Source organism: Xanthomonas sp. NCPPB 2250 (assembly GCF_056725265.1).
Genome location: NZ_CM161520.1, coordinates 4,711,796 through 4,731,747 on the forward strand (window position 1 = coordinate 4,711,796; position 19,952 = coordinate 4,731,747).

Consider the following 19,952-nt stretch of genomic DNA (forward strand, 5'->3'; position numbering starts at 1 on the left):
AATGCGCTGTCGTCGATCACGCAGCAGCACGTCAGATGCGCAAGGCGACCCACGCAGTACCAGTACCGCTCAGCCGGCCAGACCCAGCTGCTCGGCCAGGTCGCTGCGCGGCGAACGCCCGTACAGCCGGCTGTATTCGCGACTGAACTGCGACGGGCTCTGGTAGCCGACGCGGTAACCGGCCGCGCCCACGTCCATGCGCTCGACCACCATCAGCCGCCGCGCCTCGCGCAGGCGCAATTGCTTCTGGTACTGCAGCGGCGTCATCGCCGCGACTGCGCTGAGATGGTGATGCAGCGAGGACACGCTCATGTTGACCTGGCGCGCCAGGTCCTCGATCCGCAGCGGTTCGGCGTAGTGCTGGCGCAGCCAGGCGATGGCCTTGGCGATGCGGTTGCTCGGGCTGTCCTCCTGGGCGATGCGCAGCAGGTTCGGCCCGCACGGCCCGACCAGCAGGCGATACAGGATCTCCTGCTCGATCAGCGGCGCCATCGCGGCGATGTCGGCCGGACGTTCCAGCAGCCGCAGCATGCGCAGCGTCGCGTCCAGCAGGTCCGGGCAGGCGGTGTTGACCGAGACCCCACGCGGGCGCTCGGCGCCCACCTGCGGTGGCAACGGAATGCGCTCGAGCAACTCGCGCAGCCGGTCCGGCCGGATCGACATGCCCACGCCCAGCAGCGGCTGTTCCGGGCTCGCCTGGGTGATGCGCGAGACCACCGGCAGATCCAGCGTCACCAGCAGAAAGGTGCCCACGCCGTAGCGGTATTCCTCGTTGCCCAGGGTCAGGCATTTCTCGCCCTGCAACACCAGCGCGAAGACGGGCCATTGCGCGGTATGCGTCTTCGGCGACGGCGCGGAGCGGTAGGAACAGAAGAAGCCCTCGATGGCGGTGTCGTGGTCGCCATCGGGCGTGGCCAATCGGGCAACCAGGGCGGCCATTTCCTGGTAACGGTGGGCGAGCGCGGTCATCGGCAAGGGCGCCGTAGCGTGCGGAGGAGGAAGGCAAGCTTGCACGATGCTGCGCCGGCACGGACCACGGCGCGACGCGGCTTGCAGGATCGTACAAGAATTCCGTTGGATCGCGCTAACGCGCCCGCGGCGCGGGCCAGCATCCTGTGTCGGCCGGTTCCCGCACCGGCGCCGTCCCGGAACGCCCGCCCCCGCCCGCCTGTTCCGGCCGTTCGGCCCTGTCCCTTCCCCCATGCCCCTCGTCGCGCTGCCGCATCGCCGCCAGCGTGCCATGCGGGCGATGCAGACCGCAGGAGAGACCGATGCATCCCCATACCGAAGCCCTGGAAATCGCCACCTTCCGCCTGCTGGACTGCACCTGGCGCACCTTCCTGCGCGCCAATGCCGAAGTCGATGCGTGGCTGCAGCGCCAGCCCGGTTTCCGCTCGCGGCGCATCGCCCGTCGCCGCGACGGCAGCGTGGTCGACATGGTGCTGTGGGACAGCGTCGCGCACGGCACCGCCTCGGCGCGACGGCTGATGCGCGAACTGCAGGGCGCGGCGATCCACGCCCTGATCGATCCGGACACGGTGTCGTGGGACATCGCCGCGGTGCAGCACGTCAGCGGCGAGGAAAGCGATGCGGAAGAGCATGCCGCCGAGGCCGACAGCCTCGCCGCGTGATCCTATGCCGCAAGCGTTGCGCGCGGCCGGCTCAGACCCAGCCGCGACGGCGGAACCACGCTAGCGGCAACAGCATACTCAGCGCGATCACGCCCAACGCCCAGTAGTAGGCGTCGTGCCATTTCAGCTCGGGCATGTGCGCGAAGTTCATGCCCCAGATGCCGACCAGCACCGTCGGCGGGATGCCCACCACCGAAGCCACCGCCATCACCTTCATCACGTTGTTCTGGTCGACGTTGATCATGCCCAGCACGCTGTCGAGCAGGAACTCGATGCGGTCGTTCAACTGCTGCTCGAACTCGCTCAGCGTGACCAGGTCCTTGTGCAGCAGGCCGATGCGCTTGGCCGCGTCCTCGCCGAACCAATCCGGCGCGGCATCATCCAGATAGGTGGCCAAGCGCAGCAAGCCGTGGCCGGCGTTGTGCATGCCGCCCAGGCGCCGCCCCATGTCGCCGACGTCGTGCAGCATCCGCTCCAGGTGCCGCGACTTGTGCCGCGCATGCGGCCGGTCGAACGCCACCCGCGTGGTCTCGGTGATCTGCGCTTCCAGCGCCTCCAGGCGATCGGCCAGGCGCCCGACCAATTGATCGAGCAGGCGCAGCAGCAGGTCGTCGCTGCTGCGGCAGGGGCTGTGCTGCAGTTGCGCGGCCACTGCATCCAGCGAGGCCATCGGCTGCTCGCGCTGGGTCACCAGCACCCGCGGCGACACCGCAAACCCGAGCGGCGCGGTCGGACCGTCCTCGTCCTGGTAGCGCGGCACGTTGAGGAACAGCACCTCGCCCTCCACCCGCACCCGGCTGCTGAACTCGATCTCGCCGATGGCCGCACGCGTCGGCACCGCGAAGCCCACCTTCTGGTCGACCTCGGCCAGGTCCGCCTCGCTCGGCCGGCACAGGTCCACCCAGCACACCGGCGTGTCGGAGGTGCCGCCGAGGCGATGGATGGTGATCATCGGGACTGGCTCGCGCAGGAAAGGCCGCGAGCATCCGTCAGTGCGCGCGGAGCGTCAACGCCCGCCGCGCGCACCGGTTCAGGCACTGCGCCGCTTCAACGCGTAGCCCACGCCCAGCAGCAGGAACCACACCGGACTGGCGAACAGCGCCTGACGGGTATCGGCCTGCAGGGTCAGCAGCGCCAGCACGAAGGCGAAGAACGCCAGGCACACGTAGCACATGACCACACCGCCGGGCATCTTGAACGCGGAGGCCGCGTGCAGCTGCGGGCGCTTGCGCCGGTAGGCGATGTAGGCGCACAGGATCAGCGACCAGACGAACATGAACAGCACCGCGGCCAGCGTGGTGACCAGGGTGAAGGCGGTGACCAGGTTCGGGATCAGGTACATCAGCACGGTGCCGCCGAGCAGGCAGGCGCAGGAGAACAGCAGCCCGCGCGCCGGCACCGCCGCGCGCGAGAGCCGGGCGAAGCCGCGCGGCGCGTGGCGCTCCTCGGCCAGGCCGTAGAGCATGCGGCTAGTGGAGAAGATGCCGCTGTTGGCCGAGGAGGTGGCCGAGGTCAGCACCACGAAGTTGATCAGGCTGGCGGCGGCCGGCACGCCGGCCAGCACGAACAGCTCCACGAACGGACTCTTGCCCGGCACCACCTCGCGCCACGGCGTCACCGCCATGATCGCGACCAGCGCCAGCACGTAGAACACCAGGATGCGCACCGGAATCGAGTTGATCGCCTTGGGCAGATTGCGGCGCGGGTCGGCGGTCTCGGCGGCGGTGGTGCCGACCAGCTCGATGCCGACGAAGGCGAACACCGCGATCTGGAAGCCGGCGAAGAAACCGCCCAGCCCCATCGGGAACATGCCGCCGTCGTTCCACAGGTTGGCCAGCGAGGCCACGTGCCCGGACGGCGACTGGAAGCCCCAGGCGACCAGGCCGGCGCCGGTGAGGATCAGCGCGCAGATCGCCACGATCTTGATCAGCGCGAACCAGAATTCCATTTCGCCGAACAGCTTCACCGTCACCAGGTTCAGCCCCAGCAGCAACAGCACGCACAGCATCGCCGGGATCCACGGCGCCAGCGTCGGGAACCAGAACTGCGCGTAGGCGGCGATCGCGATCACGTCGGCGATGGCGGTGATGATCCAGCAGAACCAGTAGGTCCAGCCGCAGAAGAACCCGGCCCATGGCCCCAGCAGATCGGTGGAGAAGTCGATGAACGACTTGTACTCCAGGTTCGACAGCAGCAGCTCGCCCATCGCGCGCATCACGAAGAACAGCATCACGCCGATGATCAGGTATACGAACAGGATCGACGGCCCGGCCAGGCTGATGGTCTTGCCCGAGCCCATGAACAGGCCGGTGCCGATCGCCCCGCCGATCGCGATCAACTGCAGGTGGCGGTTGGACAGGCTGCGCTGCAGGTGGTCGGGCTGGGCGGACGGATCGGTCATGGGCGCAGGCCATCGCGAGGGATTAGCCTGCAAACATAGAAGATGGCGGCAGCGCGCGCCAGCCACGCGTGACATGGGTGGCGGCCACGGCGGTGCGGACGCCGCCGCAGGCCGCCGGGACGCCCGGTGCCGCCGACTCAGGCCAGCGCGCCGCCCTGCCCGATCGCGACGAAGCTGAAATCGCGGTCGGACTGGTTGCCGCCACCATCGCCGGTCTTCAGCAGCACCTGGCCCGCGTCCAGGCGGATGATCACCGCGTTGTCGCAGGTGCTGCCGTCGCCCGGATAGATCTGGGTGACCGAGACGCCGTCCAGCGCCTGGAACGGCGGCTGGAAGCTCACCAGGTAGTGGCCGGTGCTCACATGCGCCACCGTGTACCCCGCGCCGTTGCGGACCGCACCGTCCGCGCCGACCACGCCTGCCACCACCCGCACGCCCGCCGCGCCCGCATGGGCGGCGGCGTCGAGCAACTGCCCCATCGCATTGTTCGTCATGCCGTTCTCCGATCTTGATAAGGAAAGTCCGATGGCGCGGCGACCGCAGCGTCCTCGCGGCCACGGCGCCTGCATTGCCTCGTCCGTGAACGGGCAGGATCGCCGCGCTGCGCGCGCGGCCGTATCGGCGTTTTCCTGATCGGCGCCGGTGCGGCGACCGAGATCGGCTCAGGCCGCGGCGCTCACACCAATTTGGTGCGCCGCCACCACCGCGTGACCTTCTCTTCGCGCACCAGGGTGAACAGCCCGGCGCCCAGGATCAGCGCGATGCCCACCGCCATCGGCCAGTCCAGGTGATCGTGGAACAGCCAGTAGCCGAAGCCGATCGCCCACAGCATCTGGCTGTACTGGGTCGGCGCCACCGCGCTGATCGGCGCCGAGCGCGAGGCGTACATCATGAAGATCGCGGCCAGACCGGCGAGCAGGCCGTAGCCGGCCAGCAGGATCCACTGCTGCCAGGTCGGCCAGACGAAGGTCGGCAGCATCAGCAGGCCACCCATCAGCAGCGGACCGAGCACGCCGGCACCGTACAGGGTCAGGCGCTTCTCGCCGGGCCCGGCCATGCGCAGGCTGATCACCGACACCGCGCCCACCAGCCCGCAGACGATCGCCGCGACATGGCCCTGGCCCAGGTGCCGGAAGCCCGGCCGCAGCACCACCAGCACGCCGATGAAGCCGACGATCACCGCCAGCCAGCGCCGCCAGCGCACCTCTTCCTTGAGCAGCAGCACCGACAGCACGGTGACGAAGATCGGCATCAGGAAGATCAGCGCGAACGCCTCGGCCATCGGCAGCAAGGTGAAGGCCGTGACCGCGGACAGATTGCCGGCCGCGCCGGTGAACGCGCGCAGCAGCCAGATGCTCGGCCGCTGCGCCACCACCACCTCGCGCCAGCGATCGCCCGGCTTCTTCAGGAACGGCAGCGCGGCGAGCATCAACAGCGCACCGAAGAACACCACCTCGTAGGCCGGCAGCGACCCCTCCAGCCCCTTCACGAAGGCGTCGCTGATCGAATAGGCGGCATAACAGGCGAAACCGAGCAGCACACCCTTGAGCATCATGAGCCTCTTGCGATCGAACGACGGCCCACACCGGGCACACGGGAACTAGCGCACATTATGCGGTGGAACGGAAGCAGCGACCGCGCGAACCGTCCAAGACACAACAAATTCTTAAGCAATGCGTTGCTATAAGCCTCAGCGCAACCAAGGGTGCGCCCGCGGTTGCATCCAGGGAGCGGGAGTTGCCTCCGTGTCAGGACGACGCGAATCCAAGACCGCCTCGTCGGCCTCCCTGCTGCCTTGAACCCAATCGCAACGCGTCCGTTGCATGCAGCCAGAGACCGCCCGATGCCATCACTGCCACGTTGTCTGCCTTTCCTCCTTGCGGCAAGCCTGATCGGCTGCCAGCCGTCCGCGCAAACCGCACCGGCCGACCACGCCGCCGACGGCGGCACGGACTCGCCCTCCCCTGCTCCAGCGACCACCAAGGCGCCCGCTTCGCCGGCGGCGTCGCTTTCAGGGGAGGCATCCCTGCAACCCTTGCTCAAGCCGGGAGACCAGATCCTCGCCTTCAAACAGCACGACCTGACCGGCAACGGCGGGACCGATGCCGTCGCCATCGTCCGCCACGCCAATGCCGATACGTCAGGCAATACCTGCGAGCTGTTGGTCCTGCAACAGGCGAATGCGGCATGGAACGTGGCCGACCGTAGCCCGCAAGCGGTCGACTGCCTCTACAACGATGTGGCGCGCAACGCGAAGCGCCTGGACGACAACCTGAGCCTGAAGCCGCAGGAAATCGTCTACGTCAACCAGCAGACCCGCAGCAATGTCACCTACACGTTGAAATACGACCCGGGCAAGAAAGCCTGGTATCTGGCGGAAGCGAGCAGCACGGCACCTGCAGAGAATCCGCAGAGCGGCGCGATGGACGTCTTCCGCGGAACCGCCAGCTATCCGGCGGACTTCGCATGGACCCCGATCTCGCAGATCGATCCAGAAAAACTGCAGGACGCCATGGACAAGCACCGCGCCGTCGTCCAGTAATCCGATTCCAAGGAGAGAACCATGCCCCGTTTCAACGAAAGCTCGGCACTGCTGCTGAAGACCGCGGTCGATTCCGGCATCACCTCGCCCACGGAACTGGCCAACCTGATGGGAAACGCCGCCGTCGAAACCGGCCACTTTCGGCGCATGCACGAGAACCTCGGCTATACCTCGGCCGACAGCGTGATCGCCGCGGTCTCCTCGGCCGATGACCGCTTCACCCGCAAGCAGGTGGAGGACGCCGTCGCCAGCCGCGATCCGCAGCGCATTGCCACCGTGATGTACGAAAACCGCGCCGATCTCGGCAATACCGAACCCGGCGACGGCTGGCGGTTTCATGGCCGCGGCTATCTGCAGTACACCGGCCGTGACAACTACGAGCGCTACGGCCAGCGCTTCAATGTCGATCTCGCCAAGAACCCGGACCTGGCGGCCGAACCGCAGACGGCGGCCAATCTGGCGGTGGCCTACTGGCGGGATCGCGTGCCGGAGAACCTGCGCGACAACGCCCGTGCAGCGGGCCGCATCATCAATGGTGGCGACAACGGTGCCAACGAACGCGTGCAGGCCGCGAACCAATGGGCCCAGACCATCACGCCCGAGCTGGTCGCCGACATCCAGAGCGGCAAGGTCTCGCTGCAGCAGTTGGCCAGCATGGGTGGGGATGAGCGCAATCAGCAAACCCGGGCACTGCAGGAACAGTTGGCTGAACTTGGCTACCGTGGCGCCGACGGCAAGCCGTTGAAGCCGGATGGCGACTTCGGACGCAATACGCGCCATGCCCTGAAAGAGTTCCAGCGCGCGCATGGCCTGGATGACGATGCCGTCGTCGGACGCGACACACGGACGGCCCTGGCCGAGGCCAAGCGTTCGCCGCTGGTCTCCGAAGCTACGCACGCCGACCATCCGTTCTTCAACGCGTTGCGCGAACGCATGCCCCGCGCCACCGACGCGCAAGTCGCGCACACCTTGCAGGCGGCCAAGGCAGAGGGCATCCAGGGCCCGCAGGAACTGCAGACGGTCACGGTGCAGGACAAGGTTGCGTTCGTCGCCGGCAACACACCAGGATTTCGTGCGCGTGTCGATCTGGAACAGGCGCCGACGCTGCAGGAAAGTACCCGCCAGGTGGATGCGCAGAATCAGCAGCGCGATCAAGCATTGCAGCAGCCGGCCCCGCAACAGGAACCTGCGCAGGCACGCGGTGGCATGGCGCATTGAACGAAGCTGCCGCGTTGCTCGCGCAGCGCGCGGCACCTCGGTCCCGGTGGGATTTGCACCGGAGAGCAAAGCGCTTCTTCCGGAGTAGCGCTTTGGTCCGGCACCGCAATCCTGCCGATGCGTTTTGCACGTAGCGACGGCGAATGCGGCGCTTGCCCGTCGCAGTCATCCCCTCTCGGCGCCGCGTCGGTTACGATGCGCTCCCGCATCCGAGCCCCGTGCCGCGCCGTGGCGCCGGCAGATCCCACGTGACCCGCTATTCCGGCCCCCTGCTCACCCGTCCGCTCGCCGCCGCGCTGCTCGCCGCGCGCGATGCCGGCGCCACCACCTGGTCCGGTTCGCTCGACCTGGAGCGCAGCCAGGGCCAGGCACTGCTCGGTGCCGACCGCTGGCAGTGGCAGGGGCGCGCGTATCCGTATCCAGGCAAGCTCAAGGACCGCACGCTCTATTACTGGGATGGCGAGGCGTTCGAAGCGGTGTCGCGCTTCGGCGGCGCACTGATCAAGCTGGTGCCGACCGAGTGGGGCGCGCCGACCTTCGAGATCGACGGCATCAAGATGCTGCCCAGCGCACAGCTGTCGCCGTTCGAGGACGCGCGGCGCAAGGTGGCGCTGGTGGAACCGCGCGGCAAGCAGGTGCTCGATACCTGCGGCGGCCTCGGCTATTTCGCCGCCTGCGCACTGGAAGCGGGCGTGGCGCGGCTGCACTCGTTCGAGAAGAACGCCGACGTGCTGTGGCTGCGCACGCTCAATCCGTGGTCGCCGGATCCGGCCGCCAGCGACGGCCGCCTGCAGCTGACCCATGGCGATGTCGGCGCCGCCATCGGCGGCATCGCCGACGCGTCGATGGACGCGATCCTGCACGACCCGCCACGCTTCGGCATCGCCGGCGAACTCTACGCGCAGACCTTCTACGACCAGCTCGCGCGGGTGCTGCGCCGCGGTGGCCGGCTGTTCCACTACACCGGCAGCCCGAACAAGCTCACCAGCGGCCGCGACGTGCCGCGCGAAGTAGCCAAGCGCCTGGAGAAAGCCGGCTTCGCCGCGCAACTGGCGCTGGACGGGGTGCTGGCCACGCGCCGCTGAGGCGAGATCGCCTGCACCGCGTCAGATCGACGCCAGCAGGTGCTCGCGCAACCAGCGGTGCGCGGGATCGCGATGCACGCGCTCGTGCCAGAGCATGGCCATCTCGTAGCCGGGCAGCTCCAGCGGCGGCGCGCACACCCGCAAGCCGGGCTGGTCGCGCACCAGGCGCTCGGGCAGCATCGCCACCAGGTCGCTGCGTTGGAGCGCGGCGACCACGAACTGGAAGTGCGGCACCGACAGCACCACACGGCGCTGCAGGCCATGCGCGCGCAAGGCCGCATCGGTGACGCCGCTGAAACCACCGCCGTCGGGCGAGACGATGACGTGTTCGAGCGAGCAGAACTGCGCCAGGCTCGGCCGCCGCCGCAACCGCGGATGACCGGCCCGACCGACCAGCACGTAGTGTTCGGCGAACAGCGTGCGCCGGCGCAGGCCGGGCGGCGCGTCGGCGACGGTGTGCAGGGCCAGGTCGATCTGGCCCTGTTCGGCCTGCTGCGCGATCGTCGGCGGCGTCAACTGCAGCACCGCCAATTGGGTGCCTGGCGCCACCCGGCGCAAAGCGGCGATCGCCGGCAGCAGCACGGTGGAGGCGCCGTAGTCGCTGGCCGCCACCCGCCACAAGGTCTGCGCGCGCGCCGGATCGAACGGCGCGTCCGGCGCCACCGCCTGCTGCAGCGCCTGCAAGGCCTCGCGCAACGGGACGCGCAGCGCTTCGGCGCGTGCGGTGGGGCGCATGCCGCGCGGTCCCGGCAGCAGCAGCGGATCGCCCAGCGCCTCGCGCAGCTTGGCCAGGTGCACGCTAACCGACGGCTGCGACAGATGCAGGCGCGCCGCCGCGCGGGTCACGTTGTGCGTGCCGAGCAACGTGTCCAGGGTCAGCAGCAGATTGAGATCCAGGCGCCGCAGATCAACCATGGCAATAGCGACTATCAAGGTAATTCATTTCCACTATAGCGAAGCGCGGCCTAGCGTGGAGACCTTCCCTCACCGAGAACCCGCATGAACGTCCTGCTGGTCTATGCCCATCCCGAACCCACCTCGCTCAATGGCGCGCTCAAGCAGGTGGCGGTGCAGCGCCTGCAGGACGCCGGCCACCAGGTCCAGGTCTCGGATCTGTACGCAATGGAGTGGAAAACCGCCGTCGACGCCCATGACAGCCTGGACGGTGCCGCGGAAGCGCGCTTCGATCCTTCGCGCGACTCGCAGCGCGCCTTCGCCAGCGGCCGCCAGCGCGCGGACATCGCCGCCGAGCAGGACAAGCTGCGCTGGGCCGACGCGCTGCTGCTGCAGTTCCCGCTGTGGTGGTTCTCGATGCCGGCCATCCTCAAGGGCTGGGTGGACCGGGTGTATGCCTGCGGCTTCGCCTATGGGGTCGGCGAACACTCCGACACGCACTGGGGCGATCGCTATGGCGAAGGCACGCTGGCCGGCAAGCGCGCGATGCTGATCGTCACCGCTGGCGGCTGGGAATCGCACTACGCGCCGCGCGGCATCAACGGGCCGATCGACGACCTGCTGTTCCCGATCCAGCACGGCATCCTGCATTACCCCGGGTTCGACGTGCTGCCGCCGTTCGTGGTCTACCGCAGCGGCCGCATGGATGCGGCGCGTTTCGCGCAGACCAGTGCTGCCCTGGGCGAGCGCCTGGATGCGTTGTTCAGCGCCGCGCCGATCGCCTTTCGCAAGCAGAATCACGGCGACTACGCGATTCCGGCGCTGACGCTGCGGGAGGAGTTCGCGCCCGGCCGCAGCGGCTTCGGCATCCATGTGCTCGACGCGGACGCGCAAGCGACAACGATCTCCGACCACACAGCATCGACGCCGGCGATGTAGGCGCGGTGCCGACAGCGCACCTGTAGGATGCAGGCGACCGCCACTCCGTTGGAACCGCCGCGCCGATGCCAACCGCCGTCTTCGTCCGCCTGATCGCCGTGTGCAGCGCCGCCCTGCTCGGCGCCTGCGCCACGCAGGCGCCGCGTATGCCCGAGCGCACACCCAGCGAGGTCAAGGCCGACATCGCCCGGCGTATCCCGGGCACGGTACCCGACCGCCGCGGCTGGGCCGACGACGTCTACGTGGCCCTGGCCTCGCAGAGGCTGGGCACTAATGCCGAGAACATCTGTGCGGTCCTTGCGGTGATCGAACAGGAATCGACCTACCAGACCAACCCACCAGTGCCGGGACTGGGCAAGATCGCGCGGGCGGAGCTGCAGCGGCGCGCAGCGGCGGTGCATGTGCCGGCGTTCGCGCTGGATGCGGCACTCACGCTGCGCGGGCCCGATGGACGCAGCTATGCCGAGCGCCTGGCTGCCGCGCGCACCGAACAGGATCTCAGCACGATTTTCGAGGACATCGCCGGCAGCGTGCCGCTGGGCCAGCGCCTGTTCGGCGATCTCAACCCGGTGCACACGGCCGGACCGATGCAGGTGAGCATCGCCTTCGCGCAGGCGCACACCGACGGCTACCCATACCCGCTGGACGACGGCGTGCGCCACGCGGTGTTCAGCCGCCGCGGCGGCATCTGGTTCGGCACCCGCCACCTGCTCGGCTACCCGAACGCGGCGGCAATGCTGTACCGCTTCGCCGACTTCAATGCCGGCTGGTACGCCAGCCGCAATGCCGCGTTCCAGGCTGCGCTGGCGCGCGCCAGCGGCATCTCGCTCGCCCTCGATGGCGATCTGCTGACGCCCGGCGCCGACCTCGACGCCCCCGGTGCCACCGAGCGCGCCGCACGCAGCCTGGCCACGCCGTTGGGCATGGACGCGCGCACAATCCGCCGCGAACTGCAGCGGGGCAGCGATGCGGATTTCGCCGACAGCCCGCTGTATCGCCAGGTGTTCGCGCTGGCCGACCGCGATGCCGGCAAGCCGCTGCCACGCGCCGTGCTGCCGGGCATTGCCCTGGAAAGCCCGAAGATCACCCGCAAGCTCACCACCGCCTGGTTCGCGCAGCGCGTGGCCGAGCGCTGGCAGCGTTGCCTGGCCAAGTGATGGCCGCGGCGATCCGCCGGCCCAACGCTACTTCGGCTTGCGCAACGCCATCAGCGCCCAGCCCGTGGCGATGGCCAGCGCCAGCAACACGAGGCAGAGCACGCTGTCCCAGGCGATCGAGAACCAGTAGTGGCCTGGATCGGTCGCCAGCAGATAGATCCGTTTCGGCCCGGCTCTCGGGACGCTGATGTACACGCCGCTCTGCAGCGCTTTCGCCAGCAGGTACAGCTTCATCGCAGCGCTCGCCACCATGACCGCCGCCATCAACACCAATACCGGCCGTTCCAGACGCGCGACCAGCCGCTGCAGGCGCGTGGGTGTCGGCATTGGCGGAGGTGGTCGTCGTTGGCGTTTGCCCATGGCGTCCTCGCCTGCGCTAGGCACTTCAGTCTAGAGCGATGCCGAAGAACGCTGGCACAACGCGCGCAGCGCACACCGCGACGCGCCTCGCCTGCGCCGCAGCGCCAGCATTAGCCCACCGCGCGCTGCCCTGGCGCGCCGAGCAGGCCGATCCGGCGAAACCACAGTTCCAGCGGCACCGTGACCAGCGGCGGCAACGCCGCCAGCAAACTCAGTGCCCACGCCCACCAGGGCCAACGCAGGCGCAGCGCCGCGAGCAGGCTGGCGGCCACGTACAGCAGGAACGCCGCGCCATGCAGGCGGCCGAACAGCCACACGCCCAGCTCGGTGGTCTGGGTGCCGTACTTCAGCAGCATGCCGAGCAACAGGCCGGCCCAGGTCAGGCCTTCGAACACGGCGGCAGCGGCGAACAGCCGGCCCACCGGCGACAACGGACGGGAAGAAGACAAGGACACACGCGACTCCAGTGAGGGAACGAGGCCGCGACGCGATGGCGGCGGCGACGCCCGCTGGCAGGTGCATTGTAGGGCGTGTCTTCGCGGTTGGCGCACGGGCGCGACGCGGACGTCGGCGCTGCCCGTGCGCACCAACCGCATCGATCCGTCACTGCATCGCCAGCGGTGCGCCGCAGCGCACCGCGGCAGTCATCAGCGACGCTGTTCCAGCACCGCCACGTCGTCGGGCGCCAGCTGCACAGTGTCGCCGCTCGGCGTCGGCCCCAGCAGCGAACGCATCGCCGCCGGCAGCCGTACGGCGTGCGCGGCGGTGCCATGGTTGATCAATACCACAATGCGCCGCGCGCCATCGCTGCGCACGCCCACTTCCACGTCGTCCGGCGCATCGGCCAGCGGCGCCTGCACCCCGGCATCGCGCAGCCAGTCGCCGGTGAGGCGATCCAGGGTGGCGTCGTCGAACCAGCCGCCGACATAGCTGATGCGGCCCTTGCCGACGCGCCGGGTTAGCAGCGCCGGCGCACCGTCCAGCCACCCGTTGGCGGAGCCGTACTGCAACGGCGCGGTGGTGTCGGCGGCGGTGGCCTGCAGCTGCTCGGCCCAGATTTTGGCGCTGCCGTCGGCGCCCGCACCGACCAGCGGGATCGGCTTGTCCAACGCGTAGAACTGTTCCACGCGCCCACCAAGCAAGGTCGCGAGCGGGCCGGGCTGGCGCTGCGGATGCAGGCCGTTGTCGCTGTTCTTCATGCCGCTGCGCGGCCCCAGGACCAGATGCCCGCCGTGTTCGACGTAGGCCTTCAACCGCTGCGCCTGCGCCTCGGTCAGCACGTTCAGCGCCGGCGCCACCACCAGCTTGTAGCGCTGCAGCGGCGCCATCGCCGAGATCACGTCCACCACCTGCGCCTGCTGCCGCAGCGGACGGTAGAAGCTCTTCATCTGCACGACCGGATCGAAGTCGGCCGCGTGTTTCTGGAAGCCGATCGCCCAGCGGCTGTCGAAGTCGTTGATCAGCGCCACCTGCGCCTGCGGCGTGGTGCCGGCCAGCGCCGGACCGGCCTTGGCGAACTCGGCGCCGACCTGCTGGATCTCCGCATACACCGGCACCGGCTCACCATCGGCACCGACCAGGGTGCCGTGGTACTCCTCCTGCCCGTTGGGCGCCGCGCGCCACTGCCAGTACGACACCGCATCGGCGCCATGCGCTACCGCCTGCCAGGCCATCGCCCGCACTTGGCCCTTGCGCAGCGCCACGTTGGTCGCGCGCCAGTTGACGAAGCCCGGCTGGGTTTCCATCACCCAGTAGTTGCGCTGCTTGTAGCCGCGGGTCAGATCGTGGCGGGCGGCATTGTCCACCCAGTCGTAGCGCTCGCCGGCGACGTAGTCATCCCAGGCGGCGATGTCGAGCACGCCGTGCACGGTGTAGGCATCGAAACCGGCGAACCAGCCCATGGTGTTGGTGGTGATGAACTGGCGCGGATCGGCATGCGGGCGGATCGCGTCGATCTGGTTGCGCGAGTAGTCGGTCCAGGTGTCGCTGACGAAACGCTTCCACTCCAGCAACAGCGCCGGATTCTCCTCGTCCTCGCGCACCGGGATCTGCGCGAAATCGTTATAGGTCTGGCTCCAGTACGCCGTGGCCCAGCGCTGGTTGAGCGCGTCGATGTTGCCGTACTTGTGCTGCAGCCAGGCGTGAAACTGCGCCTTGGCCTCGGGATCGAACGAGGACTGCGCGTACTCGTTGTCCAGTTGCCAGCCGACCACGTGCGGGTTGTGCCCGTAGCGCTGCGCCATCTGCTCGGCGATGGCATGCGCGAAGCGCCGGTAGCGGGCGCTGGCGAAGGAGAACTGCTGGCGATTGCCATGCTCGTCACGCACGCCGTCCTGGCTGATCCGCAGGGTGTCGGGATAGGCCTGGGTCAGCCACGCCGGCGGCGCCGCGGTCGGCGTGCCCAGCACCACCACCATGCCATGCCGCGCGGCGGCGGCGATGGCACGATCCATCCAGTCGAAGTCGTACTGCCCCTCGTGCGGCTCCATCCGGCTCCAGGCGAACTCGCCGATTCGCACCACGCGCACGTGCGCCGCCTGCATCAGCGCCAGGTCGTGCTCCCACTGCGCCTCCGGCCATTGCTCCGGATACCAGGCCACGCCCAGCAACAGCGGCGGGGCGTCGCGATAACGGGTGGCCTGCGCCTGCGCCAGCGGCGGCAGGCAGCACACGATCAGCAGCATCGCGGCGAACAGCGCAACGCTGCAGCGTTGCGGAACACGGAACAGTGGCATGCGCAACATCCTTCGCGAGAGGAGATGCCGGCATGTCCCCTGCGTCCTGCCGGCGCCTGCATTGTGCGCAGTTTTGCAGTGCGCGCACTTGTGCATCTTGCGGCGTTTGCGCGCGCAACTGCGCACAATCCGCAGGCGTCTCCTCGCTGCGCAGCGGCGCAAGCACCCGCGCTGCATCGCGTCATCCGGCGCGGCATGCGCGCCGTACGGATTGAGGACACGGTTGCGCTCGCCTTGCGCCACCGGTCTCACTTGCCCGCTTTGGACGATGGCGACATTGAAATGGTCATCTGCGCTGGCTAGCGTCACGCCTCCCCCACCGTTGGACACATCATGAAGACCCCCCGCTTGCTCGGCACCTTGCTCGCCGCGGCCGCCACGCTGTTCTCGGCAGGCGCCGCCCTGGCACAGACCGTCACCGTCAATCCGTCCGAAGTCCACCAGACCATCCAGGGCTTCGGCGGCATGAACGGCGCCGGCTGGATCGCCGATCTCACCCCGGCCCAGGTCGACCTGGCGTTCGGCAGCGACACCGGACAGATCGGCCTGTCGATCATGCGCATGCGCATCGATCCGTCCAGCTCCGGCTGGAGCCAGCAGGTGCCGTCGGCGGTACGCGCCCGCGCGCACGGCGCGGTGCTGCTGGCCACGCCGTGGTCGGCACCGGCCTACATGAAGTCGAACAACAACCTCAACAACGGCGGCAAGCTGCTGCCGCAGTACTACGACGCCTACGCCAAGCACCTGCTGGATTTCACCGCCTACATGGACAGCAAGGGCGCGCCGATCTACGCCCTGTCGCTGCAGAACGAGCCGGACTGGCATCCGGACTACGAGTCGGGCGACTGGAACGGCACCGACTTCCTCAACTTCATCAGCGCGCAGGGCGCGAAGTTCGGCAAGTTCAAGCTGCTCGCCGCCGAGTCGCTTGGCTTCAACCCCGCGCTGACCGACCCGGTGCTCAACAGCAGCGCCGCCCAGTACCTGTCCATCGTCGGCGGGCACCTGTATGGCGTACAGCCCAAGGACTACCCGCTGGCGCGCAGCAAGGGCAAGCAGCTGTGGATGACCGAGCACTACACCGACAACACCGACGGCAACGCCTGGCCGTCCGCGCTCGGCGTGGGCAGCGAACTGCACAACAGCATGCTGGCCAATTACAGCGGCTACATCTGGTGGTACATCCGCCGCAGCTACGGACTGATCGCCGAGAACGGCACGGTGAGCAAGCGCGGCTACGTGATGTCGCAATACGCGCGCTTCGTGCGCCCGGGTTCGGTGCGCATCGGCGCCACCGCCGCGCCGTATAGCGACGTCGCGGTCAGCGCCTACAAGACCCCGGGCGGCAAGCTGGTCCTGGTGGCGGTCAACACCGGCACCCAGCATCGGCAGATCACCGTGCGCGTGCCGGCCGGCAGCGCCAGCGCGTTCACCAAGTACAGCACCTCTTCCAGTATCAACGTCGGCTACGGCGGCAAGTACAGCGTCGCCTCCGGCCAGACCGCGATCTATGTCGACCCGCAGAGCGTGGCGACGCTGGTCGGCGAGTGACCTGCGCGATGGCTTGAGTCGGCGGTATCGACCCGCGGCAGCCGAGCGCTGCCGCGGGTTGGTTCTACCTGCTGCCTAATTGTGTCGTCGCGGCGCCACGCCTTGCGCGTCGGCACCGCGGTACGCGCCAGCAATCAGCCCAGCTTGGCCAGGAACGCCAGCAAGGCCTGATTGAACTCCTCGGCATGACTGGTGTTGCAGCCATGCGGCGCATCCTTCAGCAGCACCACGTCGCTGCCGGCGATGGCGCGGTGCGTGCGCTGGCCCGAGCCTTCGTACGGCACCGTGGCGTCGGCATCGCCGTGCAGCACCAGGGTCGGCACGTCGACCTTCTTGATGTCCTCGCGGAAATCGGTGGTGCCGAACGCCTGCATGCAGCCCAGCGCCGCGGTCTGGTCGCTCTGCAGGCACAGCGCAATCGCTTCCTGACGCTGCGCCTCGCTGACCTTCAGCGTGCCGTTGGCGCTGAAGAAGCCGCGGGTGAAGTCATCGAAAAAGGCCTCGCGCGAGGCCTTCAGTCCCTGCTCCATCTCCTGCGCCTGCTCCTTGCTCAACGGCCCTTCCGGGTTGTCGTCGGTCTTGAGCATGTACGGCGGCACCGCGGAAGCGAACACCACGCCGGCCAGCTTTTCGGTTCCATGCCTCGCCACATAGCGCGCCACCTCGCCGCCGCCCATCGAGAAGCCGACCAGCACCGCATCGCGCAGTTGCTTGTCCTCGAGGATGCCAGCCAGATCGTCGGCCAGGGTGTCGTACTCGTAGCCGTCGGCCGGCTTCTCGGAACGGCCGAAGCCGCGGCGGTCGTAGGCGATGACCCGGTAACCGGCCTGCTGCAGCGGCCCGACCTGGTCCTTCCACGCCTCGGCCGACAGCGGCCAACCGTGGATCAGGATCACCGGACGACCGGCACCGCCGGTATCTTCGACATGCAGGCGGACGCGTGCGTTGGTTGCAGCCATGGGCAAGACCTCGTGGTGGGAAGTCGCCGCAGCTTCCACTGTCGTATGTCCGGCCCGCGTGAGTGCCGTGTGTCGGGGCGTTTAACGCAGTGAGAGGGCGCTCAACCTATCCGCGGCACGGCGCGGGTCAGCTGCGCCAGCGCATCCCGCGCGATGTTGTGGAATGCCGCAGACATGTGCGCGCCCTCGATGACGCGCTCCCAGAACGTCACCGCCATGCCGGCCGCTGCGCGCCAGTCGTCGCGCTGGTCCGGTGTCGGCAACGGCACCACATAGGCGCGCTCCACCACCTCGCCGCTGGCCGCAGGACGGAACGCCATCGGCAACATGTCGTAGATCGGCGCCAAGGCCAGCGGCAAGGCATCGTCCAGCATCAGACCCGCGTTGCCCAGATGCATGTCGTTGTTGCCGATCAGTGCGCCGAACCAACCGCACACACGCAGGCGCTGCGCATCTGCGTCGCTCAGCCAGCCTTCGCGCTGCAGTTGCGGTGCGAACGACCACCAGTCGATGCGCCCATGGCCGAAGTAGGCCGCATCCAACGCGGCCAGCGAGACGAAGCCGCGCCGTCCCAGCACAGGCGTGCGGTCGAACCGCGTCGATTGCAGGAACACGCGACCGTCGCTCTCGAGGAGTTCGCTCTCGGCGGCGGCGATGCCGTGCGCACGCAGGACGTCGCTGGCCAGGTGCTCACACCGCAGCAGGTCGCTCCAACGCTGCGCGGCCGGCGTGCCGGCACGCTCGCTGAACTTGACGATGACCGCTGTGTAGCCGCCTTCCGTGTGCAGGATTGCGGTGAACTTCGGTTGTTCGCCTCCTGCCGACGAGCCCACCGCCTCGCCACGCAAGACGGCATCGGCGCGCTGCGGATAATGCTGGGATCGCTGCGCCTTCTCCAGCGCATCAGCCGGCTGCAGGGCGGACTGTTGCGCACGCTGCAAAGCGAACTCACCCATGACCAGGTCGCCGGGCTGATCGTCGCCATGCCGCAGCAACGACAGGACGACATCGTCAGGCTGCCAGCGCTGCAGATCCTGCGGCGCGCCGATGTCTTCGGCGACGCGCCGTGCGAATGCACGGCCGAGGAAGCCTTGCGGACGCTGATCGTCCAGGAACCACGGCAGCCCCGGGAACACGCCATCGGCGAATTCACCATGCATCAGGACCGGTCGCGCGTTCTGCGGAACGAACAGAAATCCATCGCCGTGCATGGCATGGAGATCGCCAAGCGTCTCGGCGCGACCGTCAGGACGCAGACGGAACAGCGGCCAGCGCCGACCTGCCCGGCCCAGCGTGCGGCTGAGCGCATAGCGCGTGGCACGTGCCTTGCCGATTCGTAGCACCTGATCGCCGGCGGCGCTGAGCAGACGCGAGACCGTCGACTGGCTGACACCGAGCGCCGCTGCAATACGAGGCGCCGTCGCCGTCCCCTCATGGCGCAGAAGGGCAATCAGATCGCGTAGCCGGGCCTCGCTCATTCCCGGATTGAATAGATTTATGAATAGATAGTCAAGAGAACTAGACTTGTAAGCAGCTGTCTTATTTGACCATTACCTCGACACCGGTCTGCTGGTGACTGCTTTTTTGAATAGATACTTGAAGCAATGGATAGTCGGCCTTCCGAACCTGAGGCGAGCGCCCTGCAGGCGCTCGCCTGACCGATCCGGCAGAAGTGCAAGCGACGAGGCTACGTCCAGTTGTCGTTGCCGAAGTCGCCGTCGTCCTGGAAGTCCTGGCCCATGTCCTGCTGCGGCGTGTCGTCGTAGTAGTTGTTGGTGATGTTCTCGACCACGGTTTCCTGCGGCGCGCCGCCGCCGAACAGGCCGCCGCCGTGGTGGCCGCCCAGCAGGCTTTCCACGCCCTCGAAGAGGAACATGCCGCCGGCCACGCCGGCCGCCGTGGTGGCCGCGGTGCTGAGGAAGCTGGGGCCACGCGCGGCGGCCGGTGCCGGCGTCGGCTCCGCGGCCGCGGCACCGCCACCGAACCAGCGCTCGCGCCAGCCGGGCGCGCCGGCCCCCGCGACGCCTGCGGCGGCAGGCGCTGGCGGCAACGGCGGCGGCGCCGCGTTGAAGCCCTGGCCCAGGAAGCTGGCCGGCGGCGGCGGGGGCGTGGCCGCCTGCTGCAGCTGCGCGATCTGCGCCTTGGCGGCCTCCAGCGCGTGCTCCAGCAGCAGGGTGCGCTGCACCAGCAGATACGCGGCATCGGGTTGATCGGCCAGGCGCGCGTGGATCAACGCGTCGGCCTGCGGATCTTTGGCCACCCCGCCGGCGCTGCGCAGGCGCGCCAGGAAGTCTTCGAGAAGCTGCTGTTCTTGCGGAGTCATACCCGTACCTGGATGCGATGACCGGCCCAGTGCCGGCACGGCACGGTATGGGCATCGCCCGGCGCAGGCCAAGGGTGCATCCGAGCTCCGGTGTATCGGCATTCATCAATCGCACGCGCCAGAACAACCAGACCGGTTGCCGCACTGGCGAACTCCG

The 19,952-nt window shown here is 68.5% G+C and carries 19 protein-coding genes; 7 read left to right on the forward strand and 12 right to left on the reverse strand.

Features of this window, described 5'->3' with window-relative positions; all coding sequences use genetic code 11:
* Window positions 1-69: 69 nt before the first annotated feature.
* Window positions 70-969: an AraC family transcriptional regulator gene (locus AC1PMG_RS19265; protein ID WP_481109910.1), complete on the reverse strand. Its 900-nt coding sequence runs from the start codon at window positions 967-969 to the stop codon at window positions 70-72.
* Window positions 970-1,271: 302 nt separating this feature from the next.
* On the opposite strand from AC1PMG_RS19265, the gene AC1PMG_RS19270 reads away from it, so the two are divergent.
* Window positions 1,272-1,631, forward strand: a complete 360-nt coding sequence (locus AC1PMG_RS19270) for a hypothetical protein (RefSeq protein WP_481109911.1) — start codon at window positions 1,272-1,274, stop codon at window positions 1,629-1,631.
* A gap of 31 nt (window positions 1,632-1,662) precedes the next feature.
* On the opposite strand, the gene AC1PMG_RS19275 is transcribed toward AC1PMG_RS19270, so the two are convergent.
* The 4 genes from AC1PMG_RS19275 to AC1PMG_RS19290 form a co-directional block, all read right to left on the reverse strand.
* Window positions 1,663-2,583, reverse strand: coding sequence for a CorA family divalent cation transporter (locus AC1PMG_RS19275; RefSeq protein WP_342073960.1), 921 nt, complete (start codon window positions 2,581-2,583; stop codon window positions 1,663-1,665).
* A 78-nt stretch (window positions 2,584-2,661) separates the two neighbouring features.
* Window positions 2,662-4,032, reverse strand: a complete 1,371-nt coding sequence (gene cycA, locus AC1PMG_RS19280; RefSeq protein WP_010340292.1) for a D-serine/D-alanine/glycine transporter — start codon at window positions 4,030-4,032, stop codon at window positions 2,662-2,664.
* Window positions 4,033-4,169: 137 nt separating this feature from the next.
* The gene (locus AC1PMG_RS19285; RefSeq protein WP_152237325.1) at window positions 4,170-4,526 is read right to left on the reverse strand and encodes a hypothetical protein; all 357 of its coding nucleotides are present in this window, start codon (window positions 4,524-4,526) and stop codon (window positions 4,170-4,172) included.
* Window positions 4,527-4,708: 182 nt separating this feature from the next.
* Window positions 4,709-5,584 carry a DMT family transporter gene (locus AC1PMG_RS19290; RefSeq protein WP_026143535.1) on the reverse strand — a complete coding sequence of 292 codons (876 nt, stop codon included), beginning with the start codon at window positions 5,582-5,584 and terminating at the stop codon, window positions 4,709-4,711.
* A gap of 291 nt (window positions 5,585-5,875) precedes the next feature.
* Between AC1PMG_RS19290 and AC1PMG_RS19295 the strand changes: the two genes are divergently transcribed.
* From AC1PMG_RS19295 to AC1PMG_RS19305, 3 genes are all read left to right on the forward strand, one after another.
* The gene (locus tag AC1PMG_RS19295; RefSeq protein ID WP_481109912.1) at window positions 5,876-6,574 is read left to right on the forward strand and encodes a hypothetical protein; all 699 of its coding nucleotides are present in this window, start codon (window positions 5,876-5,878) and stop codon (window positions 6,572-6,574) included.
* Window positions 6,575-6,595: 21 nt separating this feature from the next.
* Entirely contained in the window at window positions 6,596-7,792 is a 1,197-nt protein-coding gene (locus tag AC1PMG_RS19300) for a peptidoglycan-binding protein (protein WP_481109913.1), read from the forward strand.
* 248 nt (window positions 7,793-8,040) lie between these two features.
* The gene (locus tag AC1PMG_RS19305) at window positions 8,041-8,877 is read left to right on the forward strand and encodes a class I SAM-dependent methyltransferase (RefSeq protein WP_481109914.1); all 837 of its coding nucleotides are present in this window, start codon (window positions 8,041-8,043) and stop codon (window positions 8,875-8,877) included.
* Window positions 8,878-8,898: 21 nt separating this feature from the next.
* Here the strand turns inward: AC1PMG_RS19305 and AC1PMG_RS19310 are convergent, their stop codons facing one another.
* Window positions 8,899-9,792 (reverse strand): LysR family transcriptional regulator, encoded by an 894-nt coding sequence (locus AC1PMG_RS19310; RefSeq protein ID WP_481109915.1) that lies wholly within the window; start codon window positions 9,790-9,792, stop codon window positions 8,899-8,901.
* Between the two features lie 84 nt (window positions 9,793-9,876).
* Here AC1PMG_RS19310 and AC1PMG_RS19315 point away from each other — a divergent pair, with 84 nt between their 5' ends.
* Window positions 9,877-10,710 carry an NAD(P)H-dependent oxidoreductase gene (locus tag AC1PMG_RS19315; RefSeq protein ID WP_481109916.1) on the forward strand — a complete coding sequence of 278 codons (834 nt, stop codon included), beginning with the start codon at window positions 9,877-9,879 and terminating at the stop codon, window positions 10,708-10,710.
* 65 nt (window positions 10,711-10,775) lie between these two features.
* Window positions 10,776-11,867, forward strand: coding sequence for a DUF1615 domain-containing protein (locus AC1PMG_RS19320; RefSeq protein WP_481109917.1), 1,092 nt, complete (start codon window positions 10,776-10,778; stop codon window positions 11,865-11,867).
* 27 nt (window positions 11,868-11,894) lie between these two features.
* Here the strand turns inward: AC1PMG_RS19320 and AC1PMG_RS19325 are convergent, their stop codons facing one another.
* The 3 genes from AC1PMG_RS19325 to AC1PMG_RS19335 all read right to left on the reverse strand — a co-directional run bounded on the left by AC1PMG_RS19325 (window position 11,895) and on the right by AC1PMG_RS19335 (window position 14,962).
* Window positions 11,895-12,227: a hypothetical protein gene (locus AC1PMG_RS19325; protein WP_481109918.1), complete on the reverse strand. Its 333-nt coding sequence runs from the start codon at window positions 12,225-12,227 to the stop codon at window positions 11,895-11,897.
* Window positions 12,228-12,337: 110 nt separating this feature from the next.
* Complete coding sequence (locus AC1PMG_RS19330) at window positions 12,338-12,676, reverse strand: DUF3817 domain-containing protein (RefSeq protein ID WP_481109919.1); 339 nt, start codon at window positions 12,674-12,676, stop codon at window positions 12,338-12,340.
* 198 nt (window positions 12,677-12,874) lie between these two features.
* Window positions 12,875-14,962 (reverse strand): beta-galactosidase, encoded by a 2,088-nt coding sequence (locus AC1PMG_RS19335; RefSeq protein WP_481109920.1) that lies wholly within the window; start codon window positions 14,960-14,962, stop codon window positions 12,875-12,877.
* Between the two features lie 330 nt (window positions 14,963-15,292).
* Between AC1PMG_RS19335 and AC1PMG_RS19340 the strand changes: the two genes are divergently transcribed.
* Window positions 15,293-16,513 carry a glycoside hydrolase family 30 beta sandwich domain-containing protein gene (locus AC1PMG_RS19340; RefSeq protein WP_481111712.1) on the forward strand — a complete coding sequence of 407 codons (1,221 nt, stop codon included), beginning with the start codon at window positions 15,293-15,295 and terminating at the stop codon, window positions 16,511-16,513.
* A gap of 134 nt (window positions 16,514-16,647) precedes the next feature.
* Here the strand turns inward: AC1PMG_RS19340 and AC1PMG_RS19345 are convergent, their stop codons facing one another.
* The 3 genes from AC1PMG_RS19345 to AC1PMG_RS19355 form a co-directional block, all read right to left on the reverse strand.
* Window positions 16,648-17,472: an alpha/beta fold hydrolase gene (locus AC1PMG_RS19345; RefSeq protein ID WP_481109921.1), complete on the reverse strand. Its 825-nt coding sequence runs from the start codon at window positions 17,470-17,472 to the stop codon at window positions 16,648-16,650.
* 101 nt (window positions 17,473-17,573) lie between these two features.
* Window positions 17,574-18,950: a type II toxin-antitoxin system HipA family toxin YjjJ gene (gene yjjJ, locus AC1PMG_RS19350; RefSeq protein WP_481109922.1), complete on the reverse strand. Its 1,377-nt coding sequence runs from the start codon at window positions 18,948-18,950 to the stop codon at window positions 17,574-17,576.
* A gap of 209 nt (window positions 18,951-19,159) precedes the next feature.
* Complete coding sequence (locus AC1PMG_RS19355) at window positions 19,160-19,795, reverse strand: DUF2076 family protein (RefSeq protein ID WP_267082139.1); 636 nt, start codon at window positions 19,793-19,795, stop codon at window positions 19,160-19,162.
* Window positions 19,796-19,952 lie beyond the last annotated feature (157 nt).